Annotated in this window: 21 protein-coding genes; 3 read left to right on the top strand and 18 right to left on the bottom strand. The window is 73.3% G+C overall.

Going from position 1 to position 25,854, the window contains the following annotated elements:
* Nucleotides 1–173 precede the first annotated feature (173 nt).
* The 5 genes from thpD to ACIQMV_RS35255 all read right to left on the bottom strand — a co-directional run bounded on the left by thpD (nucleotide 174) and on the right by ACIQMV_RS35255 (nucleotide 5,031).
* Nucleotides 174–1,061 carry an ectoine hydroxylase gene (gene thpD, locus ACIQMV_RS35275; RefSeq protein ID WP_402597216.1) on the bottom strand — a complete coding sequence of 296 codons (888 nt, stop codon included), beginning with the start codon at nucleotides 1,059–1,061 and terminating at the stop codon, nucleotides 174–176.
* Between the two features lie 7 nt (nucleotides 1,062–1,068).
* The gene (locus ACIQMV_RS35270) at nucleotides 1,069–1,473 is read right to left on the bottom strand and encodes an ectoine synthase (RefSeq protein ID WP_141362143.1); all 405 of its coding nucleotides are present in this window, start codon (nucleotides 1,471–1,473) and stop codon (nucleotides 1,069–1,071) included.
* A gap of 100 nt (nucleotides 1,474–1,573) precedes the next feature.
* Nucleotides 1,574–2,845: a diaminobutyrate--2-oxoglutarate transaminase gene (gene ectB, locus ACIQMV_RS35265; RefSeq protein WP_225074088.1), complete on the bottom strand. Its 1,272-nt coding sequence runs from the start codon at nucleotides 2,843–2,845 to the stop codon at nucleotides 1,574–1,576.
* Nucleotides 2,846–2,932: 87 nt separating this feature from the next.
* A complete protein-coding gene (gene ectA / locus ACIQMV_RS35260) occupies nucleotides 2,933–3,472 on the bottom strand; it encodes a diaminobutyrate acetyltransferase (protein WP_402597215.1) in 540 nt (179 codons plus the stop codon).
* 455 nt (nucleotides 3,473–3,927) lie between these two features.
* Nucleotides 3,928–5,031 carry a pyridoxal-phosphate-dependent aminotransferase family protein gene (locus ACIQMV_RS35255; protein WP_402597214.1) on the bottom strand — a complete coding sequence of 368 codons (1,104 nt, stop codon included), beginning with the start codon at nucleotides 5,029–5,031 and terminating at the stop codon, nucleotides 3,928–3,930.
* A gap of 127 nt (nucleotides 5,032–5,158) precedes the next feature.
* On the opposite strand from ACIQMV_RS35255, the gene ACIQMV_RS35250 reads away from it, so the two are divergent.
* Nucleotides 5,159–6,256 (top strand): amidohydrolase family protein, encoded by a 1,098-nt coding sequence (locus ACIQMV_RS35250; protein WP_402597213.1) that lies wholly within the window; start codon nucleotides 5,159–5,161, stop codon nucleotides 6,254–6,256.
* Between the two features lie 395 nt (nucleotides 6,257–6,651).
* Nucleotides 6,652–7,674 (top strand): SCO1860 family LAETG-anchored protein, encoded by a 1,023-nt coding sequence (locus ACIQMV_RS35245; RefSeq protein WP_402597212.1) that lies wholly within the window; start codon nucleotides 6,652–6,654, stop codon nucleotides 7,672–7,674.
* 63 nt (nucleotides 7,675–7,737) lie between these two features.
* Here the strand turns inward: ACIQMV_RS35245 and cobC are convergent, their stop codons facing one another.
* From cobC to cobM, 6 genes are read right to left on the bottom strand one after another with little or no spacing between them, the layout of a single operon-like run.
* Nucleotides 7,738–8,811 (bottom strand): Rv2231c family pyridoxal phosphate-dependent protein CobC, encoded by a 1,074-nt coding sequence (cobC, locus tag ACIQMV_RS35240; RefSeq protein WP_402597211.1) that lies wholly within the window; start codon nucleotides 8,809–8,811, stop codon nucleotides 7,738–7,740.
* Nucleotides 8,801–9,718: a sirohydrochlorin chelatase gene (locus ACIQMV_RS35235; protein ID WP_402597210.1), complete on the bottom strand. Its 918-nt coding sequence runs from the start codon at nucleotides 9,716–9,718 to the stop codon at nucleotides 8,801–8,803. The genes cobC and ACIQMV_RS35235 overlap by 11 nt, the downstream gene beginning before the upstream one ends.
* The gene (locus tag ACIQMV_RS35230) at nucleotides 9,715–10,302 is read right to left on the bottom strand and encodes a precorrin-8X methylmutase (RefSeq protein WP_402597209.1); all 588 of its coding nucleotides are present in this window, start codon (nucleotides 10,300–10,302) and stop codon (nucleotides 9,715–9,717) included. The genes ACIQMV_RS35235 and ACIQMV_RS35230 overlap by 4 nt, the downstream gene beginning before the upstream one ends.
* Nucleotides 10,299–11,999 carry a precorrin-3B C(17)-methyltransferase gene (gene cobJ / locus ACIQMV_RS35225; protein WP_402597208.1) on the bottom strand — a complete coding sequence of 567 codons (1,701 nt, stop codon included), beginning with the start codon at nucleotides 11,997–11,999 and terminating at the stop codon, nucleotides 10,299–10,301. Before cobJ ends, ACIQMV_RS35230 begins: the two co-directional genes overlap by 4 nt.
* Nucleotides 11,996–13,240 carry a precorrin-6y C5,15-methyltransferase (decarboxylating) subunit CbiE gene (cbiE, locus tag ACIQMV_RS35220; protein WP_402597207.1) on the bottom strand — a complete coding sequence of 415 codons (1,245 nt, stop codon included), beginning with the start codon at nucleotides 13,238–13,240 and terminating at the stop codon, nucleotides 11,996–11,998. The genes cobJ and cbiE overlap by 4 nt, the downstream gene beginning before the upstream one ends.
* Entirely contained in the window at nucleotides 13,237–14,055 is an 819-nt protein-coding gene (gene cobM, locus ACIQMV_RS35215) for a precorrin-4 C(11)-methyltransferase (protein WP_141362170.1), read from the bottom strand. Before cobM ends, cbiE begins: the two co-directional genes overlap by 4 nt.
* Nucleotides 14,056–14,150: 95 nt before the next feature.
* Between cobM and ACIQMV_RS35210 the strand changes: the two genes are divergently transcribed.
* The gene (locus ACIQMV_RS35210) at nucleotides 14,151–14,882 is read left to right on the top strand and encodes a ZIP family metal transporter (RefSeq protein ID WP_402597206.1); all 732 of its coding nucleotides are present in this window, start codon (nucleotides 14,151–14,153) and stop codon (nucleotides 14,880–14,882) included.
* Between the two features lie 26 nt (nucleotides 14,883–14,908).
* Here ACIQMV_RS35210 and cobI read toward each other — a convergent pair whose 3' ends face one another.
* The 7 genes from cobI to ACIQMV_RS35175 are packed head-to-tail and all read right to left on the bottom strand — an operon-like array spanning nucleotide 14,909 to nucleotide 25,795.
* Nucleotides 14,909–15,658, bottom strand: a complete 750-nt coding sequence (cobI, locus tag ACIQMV_RS35205; RefSeq protein ID WP_141362174.1) for a precorrin-2 C(20)-methyltransferase — start codon at nucleotides 15,656–15,658, stop codon at nucleotides 14,909–14,911.
* The gene (locus ACIQMV_RS35200; protein ID WP_402597205.1) at nucleotides 15,655–17,040 is read right to left on the bottom strand and encodes a cobyrinate a,c-diamide synthase; all 1,386 of its coding nucleotides are present in this window, start codon (nucleotides 17,038–17,040) and stop codon (nucleotides 15,655–15,657) included. Before ACIQMV_RS35200 ends, cobI begins: the two co-directional genes overlap by 4 nt.
* Nucleotides 17,034–17,642: a cob(I)yrinic acid a,c-diamide adenosyltransferase gene (gene cobO / locus ACIQMV_RS35195; protein ID WP_402597204.1), complete on the bottom strand. Its 609-nt coding sequence runs from the start codon at nucleotides 17,640–17,642 to the stop codon at nucleotides 17,034–17,036. The genes ACIQMV_RS35200 and cobO overlap by 7 nt, the downstream gene beginning before the upstream one ends.
* The gene (locus tag ACIQMV_RS35190) at nucleotides 17,642–19,702 is read right to left on the bottom strand and encodes a putative cobaltochelatase (protein ID WP_402597203.1); all 2,061 of its coding nucleotides are present in this window, start codon (nucleotides 19,700–19,702) and stop codon (nucleotides 17,642–17,644) included. Before ACIQMV_RS35190 ends, cobO begins: the two co-directional genes overlap by 1 nt.
* On the bottom strand, nucleotides 19,699–23,352 hold the full coding sequence (cobN, locus tag ACIQMV_RS35185; RefSeq protein ID WP_402597202.1) for a cobaltochelatase subunit CobN: 3,654 nt from the start codon (nucleotides 23,350–23,352) through the stop codon (nucleotides 19,699–19,701). The genes ACIQMV_RS35190 and cobN overlap by 4 nt, the downstream gene beginning before the upstream one ends.
* Nucleotides 23,349–24,857: a cobyric acid synthase gene (locus ACIQMV_RS35180; RefSeq protein WP_402597201.1), complete on the bottom strand. Its 1,509-nt coding sequence runs from the start codon at nucleotides 24,855–24,857 to the stop codon at nucleotides 23,349–23,351. The genes cobN and ACIQMV_RS35180 overlap by 4 nt, the downstream gene beginning before the upstream one ends.
* Nucleotides 24,854–25,795 carry a cobalamin biosynthesis protein gene (locus ACIQMV_RS35175; protein ID WP_141362186.1) on the bottom strand — a complete coding sequence of 314 codons (942 nt, stop codon included), beginning with the start codon at nucleotides 25,793–25,795 and terminating at the stop codon, nucleotides 24,854–24,856. The genes ACIQMV_RS35180 and ACIQMV_RS35175 overlap by 4 nt, the downstream gene beginning before the upstream one ends.
* Nucleotides 25,796–25,854 lie beyond the last annotated feature (59 nt).

Genomic DNA, 25,854 nt, shown 5'->3' with positions numbered 1-25,854 from the left:
CCCGGCCGGTTCGTCTCATCGCACCGGAGTGAAGTCCTGCGCTCCGATGCTGTGTTCTCCGGGGGCCGACCCCCGGAAGCCCGGCCGGTTCGTCTCATCGCACCGGAGTGAAGTCCTGCGCTCCGATGCTGTGTTCTCCGGGGGCCGACCCCCGGAAGCCCGGCCGGTTCGTCTCACCGCACCGGAGTGAAGTCCCGCGCCCCAATGAACTCCGGACGCCGTACCGGCGCCGCGAACGGATCCACCGCCGCGTTCTCCACGCTGTTGAAGACGATGAACACGTTGCTGCGCGGGAACGGCGTGATGTTGTCGCCGGAGCCGTGCATGCAGTTGCAGTCGAACCATGTGGCCGAACCGGCCCTGCCCGTGAACAGCTTGATGCCGTACTGCCCGGCCAGGGCGGTCAGCGCCTCGTCGGACGGCGTGCCCGCGTCCTGCATCTGAAGCGACTTCTTGTAGTTGTCGTCCGGTGTGGCCCCCGCACAGCCGAGGAACGTCCGGTGCGACCCCGGCATGATCATGAGGCCGCCGTTGGTGTCGTAGTTCTCGGTCAGCGCGATCGAGACGGACACCGTCCGCATGTTCGGCAGGCCGTCCTCGGCGTGCCAGGTCTCGAAGTCCGAGTGCCAGTAGAAGCCGCTGGCCCCGAAGCCCGGCTTGACGTTGATCCGCGACTGGTGGACGTAGACGTCCGAGCCGAGGATCTGCCGGGCCCGCCCGACGACGCGCTCGTCGCGCACCAGCCCGGCGAACACCTCGCTGATGCGGTGCACCTCGAAGACCGAGCGGATCTCCTTGGACTTCGGCTCCACGACGGAGCGTTCGTCGGCCCGGATCGCCGGGTCGCCCACCAGCCGGTCCAGCTCCCGCCGGTAGACGGCGACCTCGTCCTCGGTGATCAGCTGGTCGACGGCGAGGAAGCCGTCGCGCTCGAACGACTGGAGGCCGGCGACATCGAACGGTCCGGGCGTGTCGGGGGAGCCCCAGACGACCGGGTCCTGGCGGGGAGTGGTCACCTCGGTGGTGCCGCGGGTGGGGTACAGGTCGGTGACGTCGGTCATCGGGTGTTCACACCTCCTCGGGCTCGGTGAGCAGGGGGTAGACGCCGTTCTCGTCGTGGTCCTCCCGACCGGTGACGGGCGGGTTGAACACGCAGACGCAGCGGAAGTCCTCCTTGACGCGGAGCGTGTGCCGCTCGTGTCCGTCGAGGAGGTACATGGTCCCGGGCGTGATCGTGTAGGTCTTCCCGGTCTCGCGGTCGGTCAGCTCGGCCTCGCCCTCGACGCAGACGACGGCCTCGATGTGGTTCGCGTACCACATCGACGTCTCCGTACCCGCGTACAGGATCGTCTCGTGCACGGAGAAGCCGACCTTCTCCTTGGCGAGGACGATGCGCTTGCTCTCCCAGGTGCCGGACGCGGCCTTCACATGCCGGTCGGTGCCTTCGATGTCCTTGAACGAACGGACGATCACGGTGGTACGCGCCTCCTTGCGTCGTTGTTTCCGGTGTTCCGGTGTTCCGGTGTTCCGGTGTTCCGGTGTTGCGTTGTACTGGTGCTCTGCCGCTCGGTGGTCAGGCGGTCTCGCGGACCGCACGGGCGAGGACGCTCATGCCCTCGTCCAGCTCCTCGGGGGTGATGGTCAGCGCCGGCAGCAGCTTGACGACCTCGCCCTGCGGGCCGGACGTCTCGACCAGCAGCCCGAGGTCGAAGGCGCGCCGCGCGATCCGCCCGGCCCGCTGCGGGTCGTGGAACTCCAGGCCCCACACCAGACCCCGGCCCCGGTACTCCTTGACGTCCGCGAGGTTCTCCTCGGTGATCGAGATCAGCCACTGCTCCAGCAGCTCCCCGCGGGCGCGGGTCTGCTTCTCCATCGCCGAGCCGTCCGTCCAGTAGGCCTCCAGGGCGGCCGTGGCCGTGACGAACGCCGGGTTGTTGCCGCGGAAGGTGCCGTTGTGCTCGCCCGGCTCCCACACGTCCAGCTCCGGCCGGAACAGGCACAGCGACATCGGCAGGCCGTAGCCGCTGATGGACTTGGAGACGGTGACGATGTCGGGCACGATGCCGGCCTCCTCGAAGGAGAAGAAGGCCCCGGTGCGCCCGCATCCCATCTGGATGTCGTCGACGATCAGCAGCATGTCCTGCCGCTCGCACAGCTCCTTGAGCGCGCGCAGCCACTCGGGCCGGGCGACGTTGATGCCGCCCTCGCCCTGCACCGTCTCGACGATCACGGCGGCCGGCTTGTTCAGACCGGAGCCCTGGTCCTCCAGGAGCCGCTCGAACCACAGGAAGTCCGGGACCTTGCCGTCGAAGTAGTTGTCGAACGGCATGGGTGTGCCGTGCACGAGCGGGATGCCGGCGCCGGCCCGCTTGAAGGCGTTCCCGGTGACGGCCAGGGAGCCCAGTGACATGCCGTGGAAGGCGTTGGTGAACGACACGATCGCCTCGCGCCCCTTGACCTTGCGGGCCAGCTTCAGCGCCGACTCCACGGCGTTGGTGCCGGTCGGGCCCGGGAACATCACCTTGTACGGCAGGTCACGCGGGCGCAGGACCAGGTTCTGGAAGGTCTGGAGGAACGTGCGCTTGGCGGTGGTCGACATGTCGAGCCCGTGGGTGACCCCGTCGCGCTCCAGGTAGTCGATCAACGCCCGTTTCAGCACGGGGTTGTTGTGGCCGTAGTTGAGCGAGCCAGCGCCCGCGAAGAAGTCGAGGTACTCGTGGCCGTCCTCGTCGTACATGCGGCTGCCGCGCGCGTGGTCGAAGACGGTCGGCCAGCCACGGCAGTAGCTGCGCACCTCGGACTCCAGGGTCTCGAAGACGCTCAGGTCGGGCTGGGTGATGGTCACGACGAATCGCTCCTCGGTGTGGGGAGTGAGAGGGAGGCGGGGGGAGAGAGGTGGCCGGGCCCAAGAGACGGAGGGGCCGGAGGGCGGTCAGAAGGAGAGCGGACCGATCCGGTGGAGGACCTCCGGGTCGTGCGGTCCGTCCGGGAACTGCTCGGCCCCGAAAAGGACTTCGCGCTCGACCATGGCGCCGTGCCGGGCGGCGTAGGAGGTGAAGAGCCGCTCGGAGGCGGCGTTGCCCGGGGTGATCGTGGTCTCCACGGAGGTGAGCCCGACCTCGGCGGCGACCCGGGCGGTGAGCGCGTCCAGCAGCCGGGCGGCCAGGCCCCGGCCGCGGTGGCCGGCGTCCACCGCCACCTGCCACACGAGCAGGGTGTGCGGACGGTCGGGCCGCACGTATCCGGTGACGAAACCGACCGGCTCGCCGTCGGCGCCGCGCGCCACCGCGGACGTGGCGGCGAAGTCACGGCACCAGAGGAGATAGCTGTACGAGGAGTTCACATCGAGCGTCCCGGATTCCTTCGCGAGTCGCCAGAGTGCGGCGCCGTCGGCGGGGGAGGGGCGCTCGATACGGAGCGCCTCGGGCAATTCTGTGTGGGGGGAATGCAGGTCTGCTTGGGCGGCAGTCATGTGGAATGAACTTACCGAGCAGAATTCAAAAATGCATCGCCCTCGAGCCTTACGTGAACTGTGCACATGTGTTATCGCGCGGGCGCGTGATCGCGCGAGAGGGCGGCGGTATGGGCAGGTTTGCCCGTTAATAACCGGGCAAAAGGGATGCGTCTGTGGACCGCATCACAGTCACGTAACGCTCCCGGGGGCCTTCGAATTGTGTCGCCGGGCGCTCATGAAATCTCTGCGTTTAGGCCCGAAGAAACGGGGCAGAAGAATGTGGGAAGCTGCCTGGAATTTAATTGCCGAATTATCTCGCGGAGAAACCCCGTCTACCCCGTCCGTCCGATTCTGGAGAATGCGGGCCCGCCGTTGTGCCGGCCGTTGTGCCGGGCATGGTCCGCAATGATGTCGCCATCATGTCCACGAACACCTCGGCATTCCGGCCGCCGGCCGGCCCGCCGCCCGCGCGCCTACCGGCGCCAGGCCTTCGCGACCGCGTTCCTCGCGGCCGCGACGTCCACGGTCGCGCCGAGGCCGGTCAGGGCGGCGCCCAGGGCCGTCAGGGAGGCCTCGACCACGTCCCGGGTCGCGTCGGCCCCGTAGTGGTTGACGCGGATCATCTCCTTGGCGAGCGGGCCGCCGCCCGCGGCCAGCGGGAGGGCGGGGTCGGCCGCGAGGGCGCGGGCCACCAGCTCGGAGGCGTCGATGTCCGACGGGGCCCGCAGAGTGGTGGCGACCGGGGCCGCCTCCAGGGCGATGTGCACGTACGGCTCCAGGCCCCCGCCCAGGGCCGGCGCACCCGCGCGGGTCGCCGCGGCGGCACGGGCGTGGCGGTCCATCACCGCGTCCAGACCGGCCGCCTCGATGCGCTCCAGGCAGGCCTCGAGCGCCAGCATCTCCAACTGCGCGGGCGCGTGCAGCAGCGTCTTGCGGCCGCCGTCGATCCAGCGCTCCTTCCAGTCCAGCAGGGACAGGTAGGAGCGGCGCGGCGCCTGCGGGTTCGCCGCCATCCGGGCCCAGGCGCGCTCGCTGACCGACACCGCCGACACCCCGGCCGGCCCGCCCATCGCCTTCTGTGCCCCGATCACGCACAGGTCCACACCCCACGCGTCCGGCAGCACCGGTTCCGCGCCGACCGAGGCCACGGCGTCCAGGTAGAACAGGGCGCCCTGCTCCGTCACGGCCTTGCCGATCTCCGCGACCGGATTGGTGTTGCCGGTCGCGGCCTCCGCGTGCACCAGCGACACGAAGTCGATCTCCGGGTGCTCGGCGAAAGCCTCCCTGACCTGGTCCGCCGTGACCGCCGTGTGGTACGGCACCGACAGGTCGTACACCGTCGCGCCGCAGTCGCGCAGCCAGTTGCCGAACGTCTGCCCGTACGGCCCGGTGATCACGTTCAGCGCGGTCGTGCCGGGACCGGCAGTCCCCCTGATCGCGCCCTCCAGCGGCAGCAGTGCCTCGCCCTGCATGATCACGACATCCTGCTCGGTGTCCAGCAGCCGTGCCACCCGGTCCTCGATCGAGGCGAATCGGTCGGCGCTCAGCGGAGCGAGGTCCAGGAACGGGTTCGTCACGGCGGTGCTCTCTTCGTACGGGCGAGGGTGAACGCGTCGAGCGTAGTCGGCGGGTCTGCCCCGCTTTCACCCGGCGACCCCGGACCGGGTGGTCCGTTGCGGGCACCGGCTCATTAAGGTGCGGTGCATGAGCGATCGCGCGGTGCTGCACGTGAAGGGTCGGGTGCTCGTCGGCCCGGACGAGGACCAGGTCCGGGACGAGTTGTGGGTGGTCGGCGGCCGGATCTCCTACGACCGTCCCGCCGGCGCCACCGACGTGACGACCGTCGAGGGCTGGGTGCTGCCCGGCCTGGTCGACGCGCACTGCCACGTCGGCCTCGACGAGCACGGACCGGTGCCCGACGACGTCTCGGAGAAGCAGGCTCTCACCGACCGCGAGGCCGGCACCCTCCTCCTCCGGGACGCGGGCTCGCCCTCGGACACCCGCTGGATCGACGAGCGCGAGGACCTGCCGAAGATCATCCGTGCGGGCCGCCACATCGCCCGCACCCGCCGGTACATCCGCAACTACGCCTGGGAGATCGAGCCGGAGGACCTGGTCGCCTACGTCGCCCAGGAGGCCCGGCGCGGCGACGGCTGGGTCAAGCTGGTCGGCGACTGGATCGACCGCGACCTCGGCGACCTGTCGGCCTGCTGGCCGCGCGAGGCGGCCGAGGCGGCGATAGCGGAGGCCCACCGCCTGGGCGCGCGCGTGACGGCCCACTGCTTCGCGGAGGACTCCCTGCGCGACCTGGTCGAGGCGGGCATCGACTGCGTCGAACACGCCACGGGGCTGACCGAGGACCTGATCCCGCTGTTCGCCGAACGCGGCGTCGCGATCGTCCCGACCCTCGTCAACATCGCGACCTTCCCCCGCCTCGCCGACGGCGGCGAGGCCAGGTTCCCGCGCTGGTCGGCCCATATGCGCCGGCTGCACGAACGCCGCTACGACACGGTCCGGGCCGCCTACGACGCCGGCATCCCGGTCTACGTCGGCACCGACGCCGGCGGCTCCCTGCCCCACGGCCTGGCGGCGGCCGAGGTCGCCGAACTGGTCACGGCCGGCATCCCGCCGCTCGAAGCCCTCTCGGCGACGACCTGGGCCGCCCGGACCTGGCTGGGCCGCCCGGGCCTCGACGAGGGCGCCCCCGCCGACCTCGTGGTCTACGCCGAGGACCCGCGCGCGGACGTGCGCGTACTGGCGGCACCGCGGCGGGTGGTGTTGAACGGCAAGGTGGTCGGCTGAGGGGCAGGGGGCGAGTTCCCCTGCTCCGGGCTCCGTCCCTGACCGGGGCGGGGCGCACGACGTTTCAACCGGGCCAGGGACCTCGGCGCAAGGGAGCGTGGGCGCGCGAGCGCGGACAACCGCGGACAACATGGTCGATGCGGAGGGTCAGGCGAACTCGCGGCGCAGGCGGCGAGCCGAAGGCGAGGAGAATCCGGCCATCCGGGTCGGATACGGCAAGCCGGCCCGTCACGGGCGTGGCCGGAACGAACACCTGCACCAGTGAGTGCCAGCAGAATCGAATACATGCGCGGAAACTTCCCGAAGGGGTGAAGTCGCGCTAGATCGCTGACCGTTCACCCTCAGTACGTAATTCTTACCGGGTCCCAAGCATTCCTTTCTGGGGGTCCCACACCTTGAACGGCAACAACTTCCGCATGTCCGCCCGCCGTTGCGCCACCGCCGCCGCGGCCACCGTCCTGGCCGCCGGTCCGGTGACGCTGGCCGGCGCGGGCTCCGCGCACGCGACCGGTGGGCAGGAGGGGCACGCGAGCGCCTCCGTCCTGCGGACCGGGCTGGACGTGTCCCTGCTCAACAAGACGGTGAACGTCCCGCTCGCCGTCTCCCTCAACGAGGTCGAGGCACCGCGGAGCGCGCAGCAGACGGCGCTGACCGCCCGTCTCGACGGCGTCGACGGCGGGAAGCCCTTCAGCGTGATCCGCGCGGACGTCGCGAAGACCGACGCGACCGTCTCCGCCGACAAGGCGGAGGGCATGGTCCAGCTGGCCCACGCCCGCATCCACGTCCCCGGCCTGCCCCTGCTGTCCCTGATCGAGGTCGACCAGGTCACGTCCAAGGCGACCTGCGAGGCCGGCGAGTCCCCGGTCGCGAGCAGCAACGTCCTGGGCTCCGTGAAGGTGCTCGGCAAGAGGGTGACGCTCACCGCCGGCGGTACGACCGACGTCCGTGTCCCCGGCGTCGGCGAGGTCCGCCTGGACCTGTCGAAGCGTGAGACGACCTCCCGCACGGCCGCGGCGACGGCCCTGGAACTCAAGGTCTCCGTCAACCCGCTCAAGCTGAACGTGGCCGAGGTGGAGGGCACGGTCACCCTCGCCAAGGCGACGTGCGAGTCCCCGACGGCGCCGGAGAAGGAGGCGGCCCCACCCGCCGACCAGGGCGGCGACGACAAGTCCCAAGGCACCGACGAGAAGCCCCAGGGCGGCGACGAGAAGCCGCAGGGCACCGACGAGAAGCCGCAGGGCGGTGACGTGAAGCCCCAGAGCGCCGATGTGAAGCCGCAGGCCGCGTCCGAGAAGAAGACCGTCGACCTGGCGGAGACGGGTGGCAGCTCCCTCACCCCCTACCTGGCGGCGGGCTCCGCCGTCCTGCTGGCGGCGGGTGGAGGCGTGCTGGCCGTGGCACGGCGGCGCCGGGGCTGACGGCCCGGACCATGTGGCCCGGCCGGGAAGTCCCGGACCGGCAGGACTTCCCGGCTCGGTGAGTCAGGGGACGGTGGGCGGCGACAGCGCCGAGCCCAGGGCGCGCACGAAGCCGTCCGCCGTCCCCCGGTCCCGTACCGCCAGCCGCAGCCAGTCCGTGCCCAGCCCGGGGAACGTGTCCCCGCGCCGCACCGCGTATCCCAGGGCGCGCAACCGCCGCCGCACCTCCGCCGCCCCCGCCACGCGCGCCAGCACGAAGGGGCCCTCGGCCGGTCGCACCACCCGCACCCCGTGCCCCGCGAAGGAGGCCAGGCCCGCCACCAGGTGGGCCCGGTCCGCGGCGATGCGGCGAGCCGCGTCCTCCGCCTCCGCCAGCGCCCGCGGCTCCACGCACGCGATCGCCGCCGCGAGCGCCGGAGTGGACACGGGCCACAGCGGCTGGGCCCGCTCCAACTCGGCGATCACCTCGGGCGACGACAGCACGTAGCCGATCCGCAGCCCCGCAAGGCCCCACGTCTTGGTCAGGCTGCGCAGCACCACCAGGCCGGGCACGTCCGTCCGCCCCGCCAGCGCCTCCCGTTCGCCCGGCACCGCGTCCATGAAGGCCTCGTCGACCACCAGGATCCGGCCAGGACGCGCCAGTTCCGTGATGACCGAGGCCGGGTGCAGCACCGATGTCGGGTTCGTCGGGTTGCCGACCACCACCAGGTCCGCGTCCTCGGGGACGGCCGCCGGATCGAGCCGGAAGCCGTCCTCCGCCCGCAGCAGCACCCGGTCCACCGTGTGCCCCGCGTCCCGCAGCGCCGCCTCCGGCTCGGTGAACTGCGGGTGCACGACGACCGGTCGCCGCACCTTCAACGCCCGCGCCAGCAGCACGAACGCCTCCGCGGCGCCCGCCGTCAGCAGCACCCGCTCCACCGGCAGCCCGTGCCGCGCCGCCACCGCCGCCCGCGCGGCCCGCCCGTCCGGGTAGGCGGCGAGGCCGGTCAAGGAGGCGGCGATCCGCTCCCGCAGCCACGCCGGCGGCGTGTCCGCCCGTACGTTCACGGCCAGATCGACCAGTGCCGCCCCGCCGTTGCGCACCTCGGCGTCCCCGTGGTGCCGCAGATCGTGCCCGGCCGTGTCCTCAGTGCGCATGGGAGTGAGCGTGCCCTCCATGGTGGTGGTGTCCGTGCCCGTCGTCGTCCGGGTGGAAGTGCGGCTGCTGCGGCAGCCCCACCTTGTCCTCGAAGCCCGGCAGAGCGATCCGGTACACGCACGAGTCGCAGTTCATCCGCAGATCGCCCTTCACCGCCTCCTCGTACCGCTCCAGCACGAGGTCCAGCAGCTCCGGCTCCGGCCCGATCACGTCCGCCGAGCGCACGTCGGTCTCCGGGTGCGTCGCCGCCCAGTCCGCCGTCTGCCGCCGTACCCGTTCCGGCAGGATGCCCGTGAACAGGAAGTACGGCAGCACCACGATCCGCCGCGCGCCCAGCTTCGCGCACCGGTCGAGCCCGCTCGGCACGTCCGGCGCCGCCAGCGACACGAACGCCGTCTCCACGCCCGCGTACCCGCGCCCCTCCCACAGCAGCCGCGCCGCCTTGTGCACCTCGGCGTTGGCGTCCGGGTCGGTCGAGCCGCGCCCCACCAGCAGCACCGTCACGTCCGACCGTTCCCCGGCCGCATCCTCCAGCGCCTCCTCGAGCCGCCGCTCCAGCACCCGCAGCAGCGCGGGGTGCGGGCCCAGCGGCCGGCCGTAGGTGTACGAGATCCCCGGATGCCGTTCCTTCTCGCGGGCCAGCGCTGCCGGGATGTCGCCCTTGGCGTGCCCGGCGGACACCAGCATGAGCGGTACGGCGGCGAAGCGCCGCACGCCCCGCTCCACCAGCTCGGCGACGGCTTCACCCAGCGGCGGCGGGGACAGCTCGATGAAGCCGCCCGCGACGGGCAGTTCGGGCCGACGACGCCCCAACTCCCTCACGAAATCACGGAACGCCTCGGCTCCGGCGTCGTCCCGGGTGCCGTGACCGGCGATGAGCAGGGCGGGCGGCGGCGGGGTGGTCACAGGGTCTCCTCAAGCGAAGTGGGGTGGTACAGCAGGGCGTTGAGCGCGGCTGCGGCGACCGCCGAACCGCCCTTCTCGGACACGTTGCTCACGGCGGGCAGCCCGCTCTCGCGCAACGCGGCCTTGGACTCGGCCGCCCCGACGAAACCGACGGGCAGACCGATGACGAGCGCGGGGGAGGCGTCCAGCTTCAGCAGCTCCTCCAGGGCGGTCGGGGCGCAGCCGATCACCCACAGGGCGCCCGGGCCGACGTCCTCGTACGCCAGCCGGATCGCGTGCGCCGAGCGGGTCATCCCGGGACCGGACCTGGCGTCCCTCAGCCGGCAGACGCTGTCGCGCCGGGTGATCCCGGCGGCCACCATCTCCACGTCCGCGACCACCGCAGCCCCCGCGTGCAGCGCGGCGTGCGCCGTCACCAGCTCGCCCTCGTCCATGACGAGGTCGGAGCCGTACTCCAGGTCGGCGGAGGAGTGGACGACCCGCTCCACCACCGCCCGCGTCAGCGGCGCGAGGCGCGAGGTGTCCAGGCGGGTGCGCAGCCGCCGGAACGACTCCTGCTCGATCGGGTGGACGACGCGGTTCACTCGGACTCCTCCCGGGGTGCCTGCCAGCGGTATCCGCGCGGCGTGACCATGCGCCCCGCGATCTCGCGGGTCGCGGTGTTGCCCACGGTCACGACCGTCATCATGTCGACCGTCTCCGGGGCGAGACCGGCCAGCGTGGTGACCCGGCTGGACTCGCCGGGCCGTGAGGCGTTGCGCACGACGCCGACCGGCGTCGTCGGCTCCCGGTGCCCGGCGAGGATCGCCAGCGCCTTCGGCAACTGCCAGTCCCGGCCCCGGGAGCGGGGGTTGTAGAACGTCACGACGAGATCCGCCTCGGCCGCCGCCCGCACCCGCCGCTCGATGACCTCCCACGGCGTGTGCAGGTCGGAGAGGCTGATCGACACATGGTCGTGCCCGAGCGGCGCGCCGAGGACCGCCCCGGCCGCGAGCGCCGCCGTGACCCCCGGGACGCCGGTCACGTCGATGTCGTCGGACGCCTCGGCGAGCGCGGGGGAGGCCATGGCGTACACCCCGGCGTCCCCGCTGCCGATCAGCGCGACGGCGTGCCCGCGCCGGGCCTCGGCGACCGCCGTGCGCGCCCGTTCCTCCTCCGCGCCCAGCCCCGACTGGAGGATCCGCGTCCCCGGCCGCAGCAGGTCGCGGATCTGGTCGACGTACTGGTCGAGCCCCACGAGCACGGAAGCACGCCGCAACTCCGCCCGCGCGCGCGGCGTGAGCAGGTCCCGCGCGCCCGGCCCCAGCCCGACGACCGCGAGCCGCCCGCGGCCCGGCCGCCGTACGACCGCGCAGGTGGCCATCGCGGGCGTCCCGTCGGGGCGCTCCGACTTCCGCTTGGGCACGAGGAGTTCACCCCCACGCACGAGCGCGGCGGCCTCCGCGACCGACGGGGTGCCGACGGCGGCGAGCGGCGCCCGCGACGGGTTGGGCACGTCGACCGCCGCCAACTCATCGGCGGAGTACGTCACCAGGGGCACCCCGAGCCGCCGGGCCGCCTCGACGACGCCGGGCTCCTCCGCCTTGGCGTCGACCGTGGCCAGTTCGGCGAGCGACGCCGCGGACAGCCCGGCCTCCGCGAGCGCGCCCTCGACCAGGCCCGCCACCTCATCGGCGGGTGCGCCCCGGGACGCGCCGACGCCCACCACCAGGGTCGGCGGCCGCAGGACCACCTCCCGCTCGGCGGGAACGGCGGCACGGTCGGTGACCCGGATCGTGTACGCGCCCTCGGCGGCGACCGGCAGCGGCGGCAGCGGCCAGCGCACCTCCGCGTCCAGCACGACCGGCTCCCCGTCGAGCAGCGCCCGCGAGACCCCGGCGACGTCGCCCTCCACCGGAAGCCCGAGCGTGTCCAGGCCGGGCAGTCCCACGGCGTCCGTCGCGGTCGTCACGACCGGCTCCGCGCCCAGCACCTCGCCCACCGCGCGGGCCAGTTCGTTCGCTCCGCCCGCGTGCCCGCCCACCAGGGACACCGCGAACCGGCCGCCCTCGTCGACGCACACCACACCCGGATCGGAGGCCTTGTCGCCCAGCAGCGGCGCGATCAGCCGGACGACCGCCCCCGTCGCCAGGAAGCACACCAGCTGACGGCACTCGGCGAAGGCGGCCCGCACGGCGTCCCCGACGGGCCCTTCGTACACCCGGGTGCGGTCCGGCCAGGCCGCGGCCAGCCGGTCCCGCGCAGCCGCGCCCGCCGCCGTGGCGGAAATGAGGCCGATCACTCAGCGACTCCTTCATGAAGCACCGGGGGCCGCGTGCCCCACAGCAGGAAAACAGGGTTGGTGGCCGCGAGCCGGGTCACGTCGCCCGGCAGCGGCGCCAGCCGCGAGGACTGGAGCAGCACGCCGTCGCAGGCGAACCCGGCGGCGACCAGCGCCTCGCGCACGGCCGGCACCCGGTCGAGCGCCGCCACGGCGACCACAACGGTCCGCCGGGCCCGCCGCGCGCACGCGGTCACGACGGCGGGCACCGCGCGCCCGCCGCCACCGACGAATACCGCGTCCGGGTCGGCGAGTCGGGCCAGCGCCTCCGGCGCGACTCCGTGCACCACCGACACGTCCACGCCGTGCGCCGCCGCGTTGGCGCGGATCCGCTCCACGCCGTCGGCCGTCTTCTCGACGGCGGTGACGGCGGCGCCCAGCCGGGCGCACTCGACGGCGACCGACCCGGAGCCCGCGCCCACGTCCCAGACCAGGTCGCCGAGGCGCGGCCCGAGCCGGGCCAGCGCCAGGGCGCGCACCTCGAACTTGGTGATCATCGAGTCGCGGTGGGCGAACTCGCCCTCCTCCAGGGCCCATCGGGACGGGCCGGCCGGTGGCCCCGCGACTGTGCGCAACGGCCCCGGTGTCCTCGTCCCGGCCAGGCACAGCACCACGTTCACCGCCGTGCCCCAGTCGCGGGCGGCGGCCTCGGCCGGGGTGAGCCGCTCCACGCGCTCGCCCGCCGGGTCGCCCAGCGCGGAGGCGACGACCAGCACCCGGTCGTCGCCGCAGGTGCCGGCCAGCGCGGCGCCCAGCTCGGCGGGCCCGGCCCCCGGCCCGGTCAGCACGGCGACCTTCGCCCGCGCCCGGCACACGTTCACGGCCGTACGCAGATCCCGTCCGTGCGCGCTGACCACCACGGCGTCGTCCCAGGGCAGCCCGATCCGCGCGAAGGCGGCGGCGACCGAGGAGACCCCGGGACGGACGTCCAGCAGCTCGGGCCCGAACCGCTCGGCGAGCGCCCGTACGATCCCGAAGAAACCGGGGTCCCCGGAGGCCAGCACGAGCACGGGCCGCTCCTTGCCGACGTACTCCGCGATGGTGTCGAGCGCGGGCGCCAGCGGACCCAGGACGACCCGCTCGGCGCCCTCCGGCAGCCGTACGGCGTCCAGATGCCGCCGCGCGCCCACGACGAGCCCGGCGCCGGGCGGCACGCGAGTGCCGTGCGACGTCCCGGTGCCCGTGCCGACGACCGTGATCACGTGCCCGCACCCCGCGCGCGCAGGGCCCTGCGGGCCTCGGGGTCGGCCTTGCGATGGCCGTGGAAGTGGCCGGGGTGGTACAGGTGCGAGCGGGTGCCGTGCGCGTCGAGGGCCGGTCCGACCAGGAACAGCGTGTGCTTCCAGAGCTTGTGCTCCTTGACCGTCTCCTCCAGCGTGCCGACCGTGCACCTGACGATCAGCTCCTCCGGCCAGGTCGCCTGGTACGCCACCACGACCGGCGTGGACGTCGGGTAGCCGCCCTCCAGCAGCTCCCGCACCAGCTGGCCGCTGCGGGCCGCCGACAGGAACACCGCCATGGTGGTGCCGTGCCGGGCGAACTCGCGCACCTCCTCGCCGGGCGGCATCGGCGTCTTCCCGCCACCGAGCCGGGTCAGCACGACCGACTGCGCGACCTCCGGAATCGTCAGCTCGCGCCGGGCCAGCGCGGCCACGGCCGAGAAGGACGAGACACCGGGCACGACCTCCGTCCCGATCCCGATGTCCGCGCACCGGTCGAGCTGCTCCTGCGTGCCGCCCCACAGCGCCGGGTCGCCGGAGTGGATACGGGCCACTTTCAGCCCCTCCGCGTGCGCCCGCTCGTACACGGCGACGACGTCCTCCAGGGACATGGCCGCCGAGTCCAGGATCTCCGCGTCCTGCCGCGCGTGCTGGAGCACCTCGGCCTGCACCAGGCTGGCCGCCCAGATCACCACGTCGGCCTCGGCGATCGCGCGGGCCGCGCGGAACGTCAGCAGGTCGGCGGCGCCGGGGCCGGCACCGACGAAGGTCACCTTGCCGGTCGGGGCATCGGCCATGGGTTCGGGTCCTCTCGTACGAAATGTCCTGGTATGCACTGATGTAGCAGTGGCTGGATGTGCGCGATCGGGGCCTGATCGGATAGCAAGGGCACATGGCGGTCTTCGTCGCGCTCGGCGCGTTCCTGATGACGCTGGCCGGCGGCTGGACGGCACAGCGGGTGACCGACCGCCGCCACCTGGTCCTGGGACTGGCGGGCGGCCTGATGCTGGGCGTGGTCGGCCTGGACCTGCTGCCGGAGGCGCTGCACGCGGCCGGCCAGGAGGTGTTCGGCGTACCGGCGGCCCTGCTGCTGTTCGTGGCCGGGTTCCTGGCGGCCCACTTGGTGGAACGCCTGCTGGCCGCGCGCCAGGCCGCGCACGGCGGCGACGAGCGGCACAACCACCGCGCCCCCGAGGTGGGCCTGACGGCGGCGGCCGCCATGGTCGGTCACAGCGCCATGGACGGCGTGGCCATAGGGGCCGCCTTCCAGGTGAACGACGGCATGGGCGCCGCGGTCGCGGTCGCCGTCATCGCCCACGACTTCGCCGACGGCTTCAACACGTTCACCATCACCAGCCTGTACGGCAACGCGCGCCGCAAGGCCGTCGCCATGCTCGTCGCGGACGCCCTGGCCCCCATGGCGGGCGCCGCCGCGACCACGCTCGTCACCATCCCGGAGTGGTTCCTCGGCGGCTATCTCGGCCTCTTCGGCGGGGCCCTGCTCTACCTCGCCGCGGCCGAGATCCTCCCCGAGGCCCACCACGAGCACCCGGCCCGCTCGACCCTGCTGTGCACGGTCGCGGGCGTGGCCTTCATCTGGGTGGTGGTCGGCCTGGCGGCATGACCGGTCCCCCCGCGCGCGGGTACGGCTCACAGCTTGCCGCCCCGTCCGCCCTCGCGCCGCGCGGGCGCGATGAGCGTCGACAGGTACGGCAGCGGAGCCCCGTCCAGCCCCGACGCCGGCCGGATCGACTCCTCCGGCAGCCCCAGCGCCGACCCCCACACCGCGTCGTCGATCCGCCCGCTGTCCCGCAGCGCCTCGGCCACCTCACGCGCCTGCCGTCCGAACTTGTACGCCACGACGGTCCCGGGCCCGTTCAGCGCCTCCTTGAGCACGGCGGCCCCCGCGGTGACCGGCACCAGGGTCAGCGGCTCGGTGCCCTCGGTCAGCACGGCTCCCGAACGCGCCGCCAGATCCTGCATCGCGGTGATCCCGGGCACGGTCTCCACCACGGTTCCCGGCACCAGGGCTGCGACGGTCTGCGCGAGATACGTGAAGGTCGAATAGACGTTGGGATCGCCGATGGTGGCGAAGGCGACCGTGCCGCGGGCCTGGAGCAGCCCGGCGACCCGCTCCCCGGCCGCGTCCCACGCGGCCTCCCGCCGCGCCCGGTCCGACCGCTCGTTCAGCGCGAACACCACCCGGACGACCTTCTCCGCGGGCACGTAGTGCAGCACGGTCGCCTCGGCACGCCCCCTCTCCCCGCCGTCCGTTCCGTCGGACGCGCCCATGACGGGCACCACGACGACGTCCGCGGCACGCAGGGCGTTGACGCCCTTGACGGTCACCAGCTCCGGATCGCCGGGCCCCACTCCGACTCCGATCAGCCTGCTGCTCATGACGTCCGGCACCTCTCGACGAACCGACGGGCGACACCGGGCGCGGCGGCCCAGTGCGTGTGCAGATAACTCGCGTGCACGTTCCGCTGTACGAAGCCTTCGACCCGCCGCTCGGGGACGCGCACACCCCAGGCGGGGGCCGCAGCCCCCGTCCCCGAGCCGGGCTCGACGACGGTCCGGTGGAACTCGTGCCCCCGCATCCGCTCCCCGGCCCCGGCGAGCACGCTGTCGCTCACGGCCACGGCGTCCCGGTAGCCGAGCGCGAGCCGCCCGGTCATCCGCGCCGAGGCGTCCAGCACCCCGCACATGGGCTGCCCGTCCAGCTCCCGGCACAGATACAGCAGCCCGGCGCACTCGGCGGCGACGGGAGCACCGCCGAGCGCGAACGCGGCGACGGCCCCGCGCAACGGCTCGTTGGCGGACAGCTCCGCCGCGTACACCTCGGGAAACCCGCCCCCGACGACCAGCCCGCGGGTCCCCTCGGGCAGTCGCTCGTCCCGCAGCGGGTCGAACGGCACGACCTCGGCCCCGGCGGCACTCAGCAACTCGGCGTGCTCCGCGTAGGAGAAGGTGAAGGCGGATCCACCGGCGACGGCGACTCGCGGCCTCTCCGGGGAGCACTCCCCGCCGGAGGAGAGCAGGACCTCGGCCGCGTCCCAGGCCGCACACGACAACGGTCCCGCGCTGTGCGCCAGCGCGACCAGCGCCTTCAGATCGCACCCGTCGGAGATCTGCGCCGCCATCGCCGCCACCGCGTCCACGGCCGCCGCCCGCCGTTCGGCGACCGGCACCAGGCCGAGATGACGAGAGGGCGTGCCGACCTGCTCGACCCGCCGGAGGACTCCCAGCACGGGCACCCCGACCGAGTCCAGCGCCTCGCGCAGCAGCGCCTCGTGCCGGTCGGAGGCCACCTTGTTGAGGATCACGCCCCCGATCCGCACCTCCGGATCCCACGTCACGAACCCGTGCACCAGCGCCGCCACCGACCGGGACTGCGACGACGCGTCGACGACCAGCACCACCGGCGCCCGCAACAGCTTCGCCACCTGCGCGGTGGACGCCAGTTCACCCTCCCCGGCGGCCCCGTCGTACAGCCCCATCACCCCCTCGACGACGGCGACGGCACACCCGCGCGCCCCGCGCAGGAACAGCGGTCCGATCAGCTCCGGCCCGCACAGGTACGCGTCGAGGTTCCGCCCCGCACGCCCGGTGGCGAGCGCGTGGTACCCGGGATCGATGTAGTCCGGGCCGACCTTGTGCGGCGACACCGAAAGGCCCCGCCGGGTCAGCGCGGCCATCAGCCCCGTGGCGACCGTGGTCTTGCCGCTGCCCGAGGAGGGCGCGGCGACGACCAGCCGGGGCACGGACAGGGACGTCACCACTCGATGCCCCTCTGCCCCTTCTGCCCGGCGTCCATCGGATGCTTGACCTTGGACATGTCGGTGACGAGGTCGGCGAAGTCCACCAGTTCCCCGGGCGCGTTCCGCCCGGTGATCACCACATGCTGGGTTCCGGGCCGGTTCCGCAGCACCTCCACGACCTCGTCGGTGCCGATCCAGCCCCAGTGCATCGGATACGCGAACTCGTCGAGCACGTACAGCCGGTACGTCTCGGCGGCCAGGTCCCGCTTGACCTGCTCCCAGCCCTCACGCGCCTTCTGCTCGTTGGTCGCGTTGTCACCCTGTGTGTCCCGCTGCACCCAGGACCAGCCCTCGCCCATCTTGTGCCAGTCGACGGTGCCGCCCTGCCCGGAGGCACCCAGCACCCGCAGCGCGTTCTCCTCGCCGACCTTCCACTTGGCCGACTTGACGAACTGGAACACCCCGATCGGCCAGCCCTGGTTCCAGGCGCGCAGCGCCAGCCCGAAGGCGGCGGTGGATTTGCCCTTGCCGACTCCGGTGTGCACGACGACCAGCGGACGGTTGCGCCGCTGACGGGTCGTCAGTCCATCCTCCGGTACGACGCTCGGCTGCCCCTGAGGCATTACGCGGCCCTCCTCGAAGTCCCCTGCACGTCCCTGACAAGACCGGCGATGCTGTCCGCCCGCAGCTCGTCCAACGTCACGGCCGTACCGCCCAGTTCACTCGCGAGCTGCCCGGCGAGCCCCAGCCGCACCGGCCCCGACTCGCAGTCCACGACCACCGACGCGACCCCCTCGGCCGCGAACAGCCGCGCCGCACGCCCGGCCAGGGCCACCGGCTCCGTCCCACCCGTCGCCCGACCACCACCCGGGCCTGAGGCGTTTCGCGCCGCCCCCTTGCCGGTGGCCCGCCCGTCGGTCACCACCACGACCAGCGCCCGCCGCGCGGGATCACGCAGCCGCTCGACCCGCAGCACTTCATGTGCCTTGAGCAGCCCGGCGGCGAGCGGAGTCCGCCCACCGGTCGGCAGCGACTCCAGACGGGCCGCGGCGGCGTCCACGGACGAGGTCGGCGGCAGCGCGACCTGGGCGTCCCTGCCGCGGAAGGTCACCAGCCCCACCTTGTCCCGCCGCTGGTAGGCGTCGAGCAGCAGGGACAGCACGGCCCCCTTCACGGCGCTCATCCGCTGCCGCGCGGCCATCGAGCCGGAGGCGTCGACGACGAACAGCACGAGGTTCCCCTCACGCCCCTCGCGGGCCGCCTGGCGCAGATCGTCCCGGCGGACCACCAGTCCCGGCCCGGACCGTCCACGCGCCCGCTGGTGCGGGGCGGCGGCCTGCACGGTGGCCGCCAAGTGCAGCTTGGTCAGGGCGCCTCGGGGCCGCCGCGCCCCGATCGTGCGCCCGTGCTCGGTCCGCGCCCGCGAACGCCGCCCGGCGGCGCCCTCGCCGAGGCCGGGCACGCTCAGCACCTTGGTACGGAACGGCTCGGAGGCGCGTACGGCGGACTGCTCACCGGCGCCGGCACCGGAGGGCTGCGGTTCGCCGCTGTCGCCGGCCTCGGGCTGCGCGGCCGAGCCGCCGTCCTGCGGGGCGTCGTCGTCGGGCGCCGGCTGTCCGCCGCCACCGCCGGGGCCGCCGTCCGGATCGGGGTCGGGGTCGTCCTCCTCCGGGCCCGCGAACTCCTGAAGGGTCTCGTCGAGCTTGTCCTCGTCGAGTCCCGGCGCGTCGAAGGGGTTGCGCCGCCGCCGGTGGGGGAGGGCCAGCAGCGCGGCCTGCCGTACGTCCTCGGCGAGCACGTCGGTCCGCCCGGCCCAGGCGGCCAGCGCGGTGGCGGTCCGGGCCATCACGATGTCGGCGCGCATCCCGTCCACCTCGAAGGCGGCACAGGTCGCCGCGATCTGCCGCAGCGCCCCGTCACCGAGTCGCACCGACGGCAGCAGCTCACGCGCGGCCACGATCCGCTGCCGTACGGCGGCCTCCTCCTCCGTCCACCGGGCGGCGAAGGCGGCGGGATCGTCGTCGTGGGCGAGCCGCCTGCGCACGACCTCCACCCGCTGGCCGGGCTCCCGCGAGGCCGCGACCTCGACCGTGAGCCCGAACCGGTCGAGGAGCTGCGGCCGCAGCTCGCCCTCCTCCGGGTTCATGGTGCCGACGAGCAGGAAGCGCGCCGCATGCCGAACGGAGACGCCCTCGCGCTCGACGTAGGAGGCCCCCATGGCGGCGGCGTCCAGCAGGAGGTCCACGAGGTGGTCGTGCAGAAGGTTGACCTCGTCGACGTAGAGGATCCCGCGGTGCGCGTCGGCGAGCAGGCCGGGCTCGAACGCCTTCACGCCCTCGGCGAGCGCCCGCTCGATGTCGAGCGCGCCCACGAGCCGGTCCTCGGAGGCGCCGACGGGGAGTTCGACCATCCGGGCGGGCCGCGCCGTACCGGATCCCGGCTCGTGCGGCCCGTCCGGGCAGGCGGGATCGGGCGATCCGGGGTCACAGGAGAAACGGCACCCGGGGACGACGTCCACCTGGGGCAGCAGCGCCGAAAGAGCACGCACAGCGGTGCTCTTGGCGGTGCCCTTCTCGCCGCGCACGAGAACGCCGCCCACGGCCGGGCTCACCGCGTTCAACAGCAGCGCCAGGCGCAGGTCGTCCTGTCCGACGACAGCCGTGAACGGAAACGGGGTGGTCACTTGTCCTCGCCCTCCAAGTCGCCCTCCAGCTCGAGGTAGGTGGCCCGCAGCCGCTCCAGCGTGTCCGCGTCCGGCTCCGCCCACAGCCCCCGGTCGGCCGCCTCCAGCAGCCGCTCGGTGATGCCGCGCAGCGCCCAGGGGTTGGACTTCTTCATGAAGTCCCGGTTCTCGGCGTCGAAGACGTACTCGGCGCTGAGCTTCTCGTACATCCAGTCGTCGACCACGCCCGCCGTGGCGTCGTACCCGAACAGGTAGTCCACGGTCGCCGCCATCTCGAAGGCACCCTTGTAGCCGTGCCTCCGCATCGCGCTCATCCAGCGCGGGTTGACCACCCGCGCGCGGAAGACCCGGTGCGTCTCCTCGCCCAGGGTGCGGGTCTTCACCTGGTCCGGTACGGCGGAGTCCCCGACGTACGCCTCCGGGCTCGCCCCCGTCAGATGCCGCACCATGGCGACCATGCCGCCGTGGTACTGGAAGTAGTCGTCGGCGTCGACCAGGTCGTGCTCTCTGGTGTCGACGTTCTTCGCCGCCACCGCGATCCGCCGGAACGCCGTCTCCATGTCCCCGCGCGCCGCTCGCCCGTCGAGCCCGCGTCCGTAGGCGTAGCCGCCCCAGACCGCGTACACCTCGGCCAAATCGGCGTCACTGCGCCAGTTGCGCGCGTCGATCAGCGGCAGCAGACCCGCGCCGTACGCGCCCGGCTTGGAGCCGAAGATACGGGCCGTGGCGCGGCGCCGGTCGCCGTGCTCGGCGGTGTCCTCGTCGGCATGGGCCTTCACGAAGTTCCGCTCGGCGGGCTCGTCCAGCTCCGCCACCGCCCGTACCGCGTCGTCGATCAGCCCGACGACGTGCGGGAACGCGTCCCGGAAGAAGCCCGAGATACGGACCGTCACGTCGATGCGCGGCCGGCCCAGCTCCGCGAGGGAGACCACCTCGAAGCCGGTCACCCGGCGGGAGGCGTCGTCCCACACCGGGCGGCAGCCCAGCAGCGCCAGGATCTCGGCGATGTCGTCGCCCTGGGTGCGCATCGCGGACGTGCCCCAGACCGTCAGGCCGACCGACTTCGGGTACGCGCCCGTGTCCTGGAGATAGCGGGTCACCAGCGAGTCCGCGAGGGACTGGCCGACCTCCCAACTCAGCCGCGACGGGATCGCCTTGGGGTCGACCGAGTAGAAGTTGCGCCCGGTCGGCAGCACGTTGACCAGGCCACGGGTCGGCGAGCCGGACGGGCCCGCGGGGACGTAACCGCCGTTCAGCGCCCGCAGGATGTGCCCGATCTCGTCCGTCGTACGGGCGAGCCGCGGCACGACCTCGGTGCAGGCGAACTCCAGCACGGCCGTCGCGTCCGGGAGTTCGCCGCCCAGTACCTCCCGGACGAGCGCCGGCCCCGCGTCGGCCGCCCAGCCGCGCTCCTCCATGCCCTCGGCGATCCGCCGGCACAGCTGCTCCAGCAGGTCGATGGCGTCCGCCGCCGTGCGCGAGGGACCCTCGACCAGGTCCGTCAGCTCCACCGGCACCTTCACCGGAGTGCCCGGCTCGGCCAGCAACTCCTTCTCCACCAGACCGAAGTGCTCCGCGAGACAGGCCCGCAGCCCCGGCAGCGCGTTCGCCTGCCCGCCCCACACCTGTGAGGCGCGCAGCACGGCCAGCACCAGGTTCACGCGCGGCTCACCGACCGGGCCGCCGCCGAGGATGTGCAGACCGTCCCTGATCTGCACGTCCTTGATCTCGCACAGATAGCCGTCGATGTGCATGACGAACTCGTCGAAGTCGCCGTCGTCCGGCTGCTCGTCCACATGCAGGTCGTGGTGGAGCTCGGCGGCCTTGACCAGGGTCCAGATCTGGGCCCGCACGGCGGGAGCCTTCGCCGGGTCCAGATCGGAGACCAGCGCGTACTCGTCGAGGAGTTGCTCCAGTTTGGCCAGATCGCCATAGGTGTCCGCGCGCGCCATCGGCGGGACGAGGTGGTCGACGACCGTGGCGTGCCCGCGCCGCTTGGCCTGGGTGCCCTCACCGGGGTCGTTGACGATGAAGGGGTAGATCAGCGGAAGATCGCCGAGGACCGCGTCCGGGGCGCACCCCCCGCTCAGCCCCAGGCCCTTGCCCGGCAGCCACTCCATCGTGCCGTGCTTGCCCATGTGCACGATCGCGTCGGCGCCGAACGAGTATTCCAGCCACCGGTAGGCCGCCATGTAGTGGTGGGACGGCGGCATGTCGGGGTCGTGGTAGATCGCGATCGGGTTCTCCCCGAAGCCGCGCGGCGGCTGGATCATCACCACGACGTTCCCGAACCGGAGGGAGGCGAGGACGATGTCGTCGCCGTCGACATACAGGCTGCCCGGCGGTTCGCCCCAGGCTTCCAGCATGGCGTTCCGCAGCTCGGGGTCCAGGGTGCCGAACCACGCCCGGTAGTCCGCGAGCGGCACCCGTGCGGGCGCCGCGGCCAGCTGGTCCTCGGTCAGCCACTCCACGTCATGGCCGCCGGCCTCGATGAGCCGGTGGATCAACTCGTCGCCGCCCGCGGGGTATTCCGTGAGGGAGTACCCGGCGTCCCGGAGCGCGTCGAGCACCCGCACCGCCGAGGCGGGAGTGTCAAGACCGACGGCGTTGCCGACCCGGGAGTGCTTGGTCGGATAGGCGGTGAAGACCAGTCCGAGCTTCTTCTCGGCGTTCGGCTTGTGCCTGAGCCGCGCGTGCCGTACGGCGATCCCGGCGACCCGGGCGGCCCGCTCGGGGTCGGCCGCGTACACCGGCACGTCGTCCGGGCCCTGCTCCTTGAAGGAGAACGGGACGGTGATCAGCCGCCCGTCGAACTCCGGGATCGCGACCTGCATGGCCGCGTCCATGGGGGACAGCGCGGCGTCGGACTCGTCCCAGGCGGCGCGCGAGGAGGTCAGGCAGAGCCCTTGCAGCACGGGGATGTTCAGGTCCGCGAGCGCCCCGATGTCCCAGGCCTCCTCGTCCCCGCCCGCCGAGGCCTGCGAGGCGTGCGTGCCGCCGGCCGCGAGGACGGTGGCGACCAGGGCGTCGGCGCGCCCGAGGATCTCGTACAGCCCGGCGTCCGCGCCGCGCAGCGAACCGCAGTAGACGGGAAGGGCGTTGGCGCCGTGCGCCTCGATCGCGTCGCACAGGGTGTCGACGAACGCGCTGTTGCCGCTCAGTTCGTGGGCGCGGTAGAAGAGCACGCCGACGGTCGGCCGGCCGGCGGCCAGGGCACGTTCGCCGTGGACGCCGTACTCCGGCATCCGCCGCGGCTCCTCGAAGCCCTCGCCGGTCAGCAGCACCGTGTCGGAGAGGAACCGGGCGAGTTCCGCCAGGTTCTCCGGGCCGCCCTCGACGAGGTACTTCAGCGCCTCCGCCACGACTCCGGCCGGCACCGACGACTCGGCCATCAACTCGGCGTCCGGTACGGCCTCTCCGCCCAGCAGCACCGTCGGGACGCCGGAGGCCTTCAGCGCGGCGAGCCCCTCCTCCCAGGCGCGCTTGCCGCCGAGCAGCCGTACGACGGCGATGTCCGCGCCGTCCAGCAGCCCCGGAAGCTCCTCGTCGACGTCCACGCGGGTCGGGTTGCCGATCCGGTAGGAGGCGGCCGAGGCTCGGGCGGCGAGCAGATCGGTGTCGGCGGTCGACAACAACAACACTGTGCTCATGCGGGCGCTCCCGGTGGAATGAAAGGCAGTCCTTGCGGCGCGCCCGACTCGATGAGCCGCCAGAGCGCGTCCGTGTCCGCGTGCTGTTCGATCAGGTCGCCGAGCCGGTCGAGCTGCTCCTCGCGCAGCGCGGCGAACGAGGTGTCGGGCGCCGGCACGAAACGGCGGCCGGCGGCGGCCGCCACCTCGCGCAGGAACGCGCGCCGGAAGCCGTCCGACTCCAGTGAGCCGTGCCAGTGCGTGCCCCAGACGGCCCCGACCCGGCAGCCGTCCAAGAAGGGCTCTCCGCCGGTGACTTCGGCGACCCCGTGGTGGATCTCGTATCCCTCGACCCGTTCGCCGAGGGCTTCGCCCCGCGGCCGGGTGAGGGTCTTCTCGCGGGCGAACCTGACCCGTACGGGCAGCAGGCCCAGCCCGTCGACGTGGCCGCGCCGGCTCTCCACGTCGTCCTCGATGTGCTCGCCGAGGAGCTGGAAGCCGCCGCAGATGCCCAGCACCGGCCGCCCCTGGGCGGCCCTGCTCGCCAGGGCCCGCGCGAGCCCCCGCTCCCGCAGCCATTCCAGTGCCCTGACCGTGCCGCGTGTGCCGGGCACGACGACGAGGTCGGCGTCGGTCAGTTCCTCGGGCCGGTCCACGAACCGCACGACGACGCCCGGTTCGGCGGCGAGCGCGTCCACGTCGGTGAAGTTGGACATCAGCGGCACGGCGCAGACGGCGACCCGCAGCACGTCCTCGCCGACCGGCGGCGCCACGGTGGACTCCCGCACCGCGCCCCGCAGCGACACCCTCAGTCCGTCCTCCTCGTCGATGCCGAGCCCGTGCCGGAACGGCAGCACGCCGTACGTACTCCGGCCGGTGAGCCCGTGCAGCATGTCGAGCCCGGGTTCGAGCAGCGAGACGTCCCCGCGGAACTTGTTGACGAGGAACCCGGCGACGAGTTCCTGGTCCTCCGGCGACAGCAGGGCGAGCGTGCCGAAGAAGGAGGCGAAGACGCCGCCGCGGTCGATGTCGCCGACGACGAGCACGGGCAGCCGCGCGCCGCGCGCGATCCCCATGTTGACGATGTCGGTCCGGCGCAGGTTGATCTCCGCCGGGCTGCCCGCCCCCTCGCAGATCACCGCGTCGTACGTGCTGCGCAACTCGGCGAGGCAGTCCAGCACGGTGCCGAGGAGCTTCTGCTGCCGGCCGCCGTGGTAGCCGCGTGCGCTCAACTCGCCCACCGGCCTGCCCAGCAGCACGACCTGGCTGCTCTGCTCGCCGCCCGGCTTGAGCAGCACCGGGTTCATCAGCGCGGTCGGCTCGACCCGGCACGCCTGGGCCTGCATGGCCTGCGCCCGCCCGATCTCGGCGCCCTCCCGGGTGACGAACGAGTTGAGGGACATGTTCTGCGCCTTGAAGGGGGCGACCTTCACGCCCTGGCGCACCAGCCACCGGCAGATCCCGGCGGTGACGACGCTCTTCCCGGCGTCGGAGGTGGTGCCGGCGACGAGCAGACCGCCACTCATGACGTCCGTCCTCTCTTCAGCAGCCGTACGCCCGCGCACACGCCGAGCGCGAGCCAGCCCACGCGGCGGGAGAGCCGTACCGCGCGCCCGATGTCACCCGGCCGGACGGCTCGTCCGGTGCCGTTGAGCTCCGGGCGGTGCTCCACGCGCCCGGCGTACGAGAGCGTGCCGCCCAGCCGCACCCCGAGCGCCCCCGCGAACGCGGCTTCCACCGGACCGGCGTTGGGGCTCGGGTGCCGGCCGGCGTCGGCGCGCCAGGCCCGTACGGCACCGCGCGGGTCGTCGCCCGCGACGGCCGCCAGGGCGGCGGTGAGCCGTGCCCCCGGCCATCCGGCGAGGTCGTCGAGCCGGGCCGAGGCCCAGCCGTAGCGGCGGTACCGGGGGGACTTGTGCCCGACCATGGCGTCCAGGGTGTTGACCGCGCGGAAGCCGAGGAGGCCCGGCACACCGGCGGCGGCGCCCCACACCAGCGCGCCCACCACCGCGTCGGAGGTGTTCTCGGCGACGGACTCGACGACGGCCCGGGCGATCCCGTCGGCGTCCAGCGCCTGCGGATCGCGCCCGCACAGATGCGGCAGCCGCGCCCGGGCGCCCTCGACGTCCCCGGCGTCCAGCGCGCGCCCGATCTCCCGCGCCTCACGGGCGAGGGAGGTCCCGCCGACGACGGCCCAGGTGGCGGCGGCGGTCAGCGCGACGGACGCGGTACGCGAGGAACGCGCGGCGGACGCGGCCAGTGCGGCCGACCCCAGGACACCGCCCACGCACACGGCGGTGTGCAGGGCGCCCCAGCCGCGGTGGTCCCGCCACAGCGCGCGTTCCACGGCACCCGCGGCCCGTCCGAACACGGCGACGGGGTGCCCGCGGCGTGGATCGCCGAGGAGCAGGTCACCGAGGAGGCCGGCGGCGGCGCCGTACGCGAAGTCGCGATCGGCACCCATCGGGTCAGCCGGTCGTGCGGTCGGTCGGACAGACGGTGGTGAACCTTGTTCGGCAGCCG

The organism is Streptomyces sp. NPDC091412 (genome assembly GCF_044756885.1).
Taxonomy (GTDB): domain Bacteria; phylum Actinomycetota; class Actinomycetes; order Streptomycetales; family Streptomycetaceae; genus Streptomyces.
This window is presented reverse-complemented; position numbering and strand designations above follow the sequence as displayed.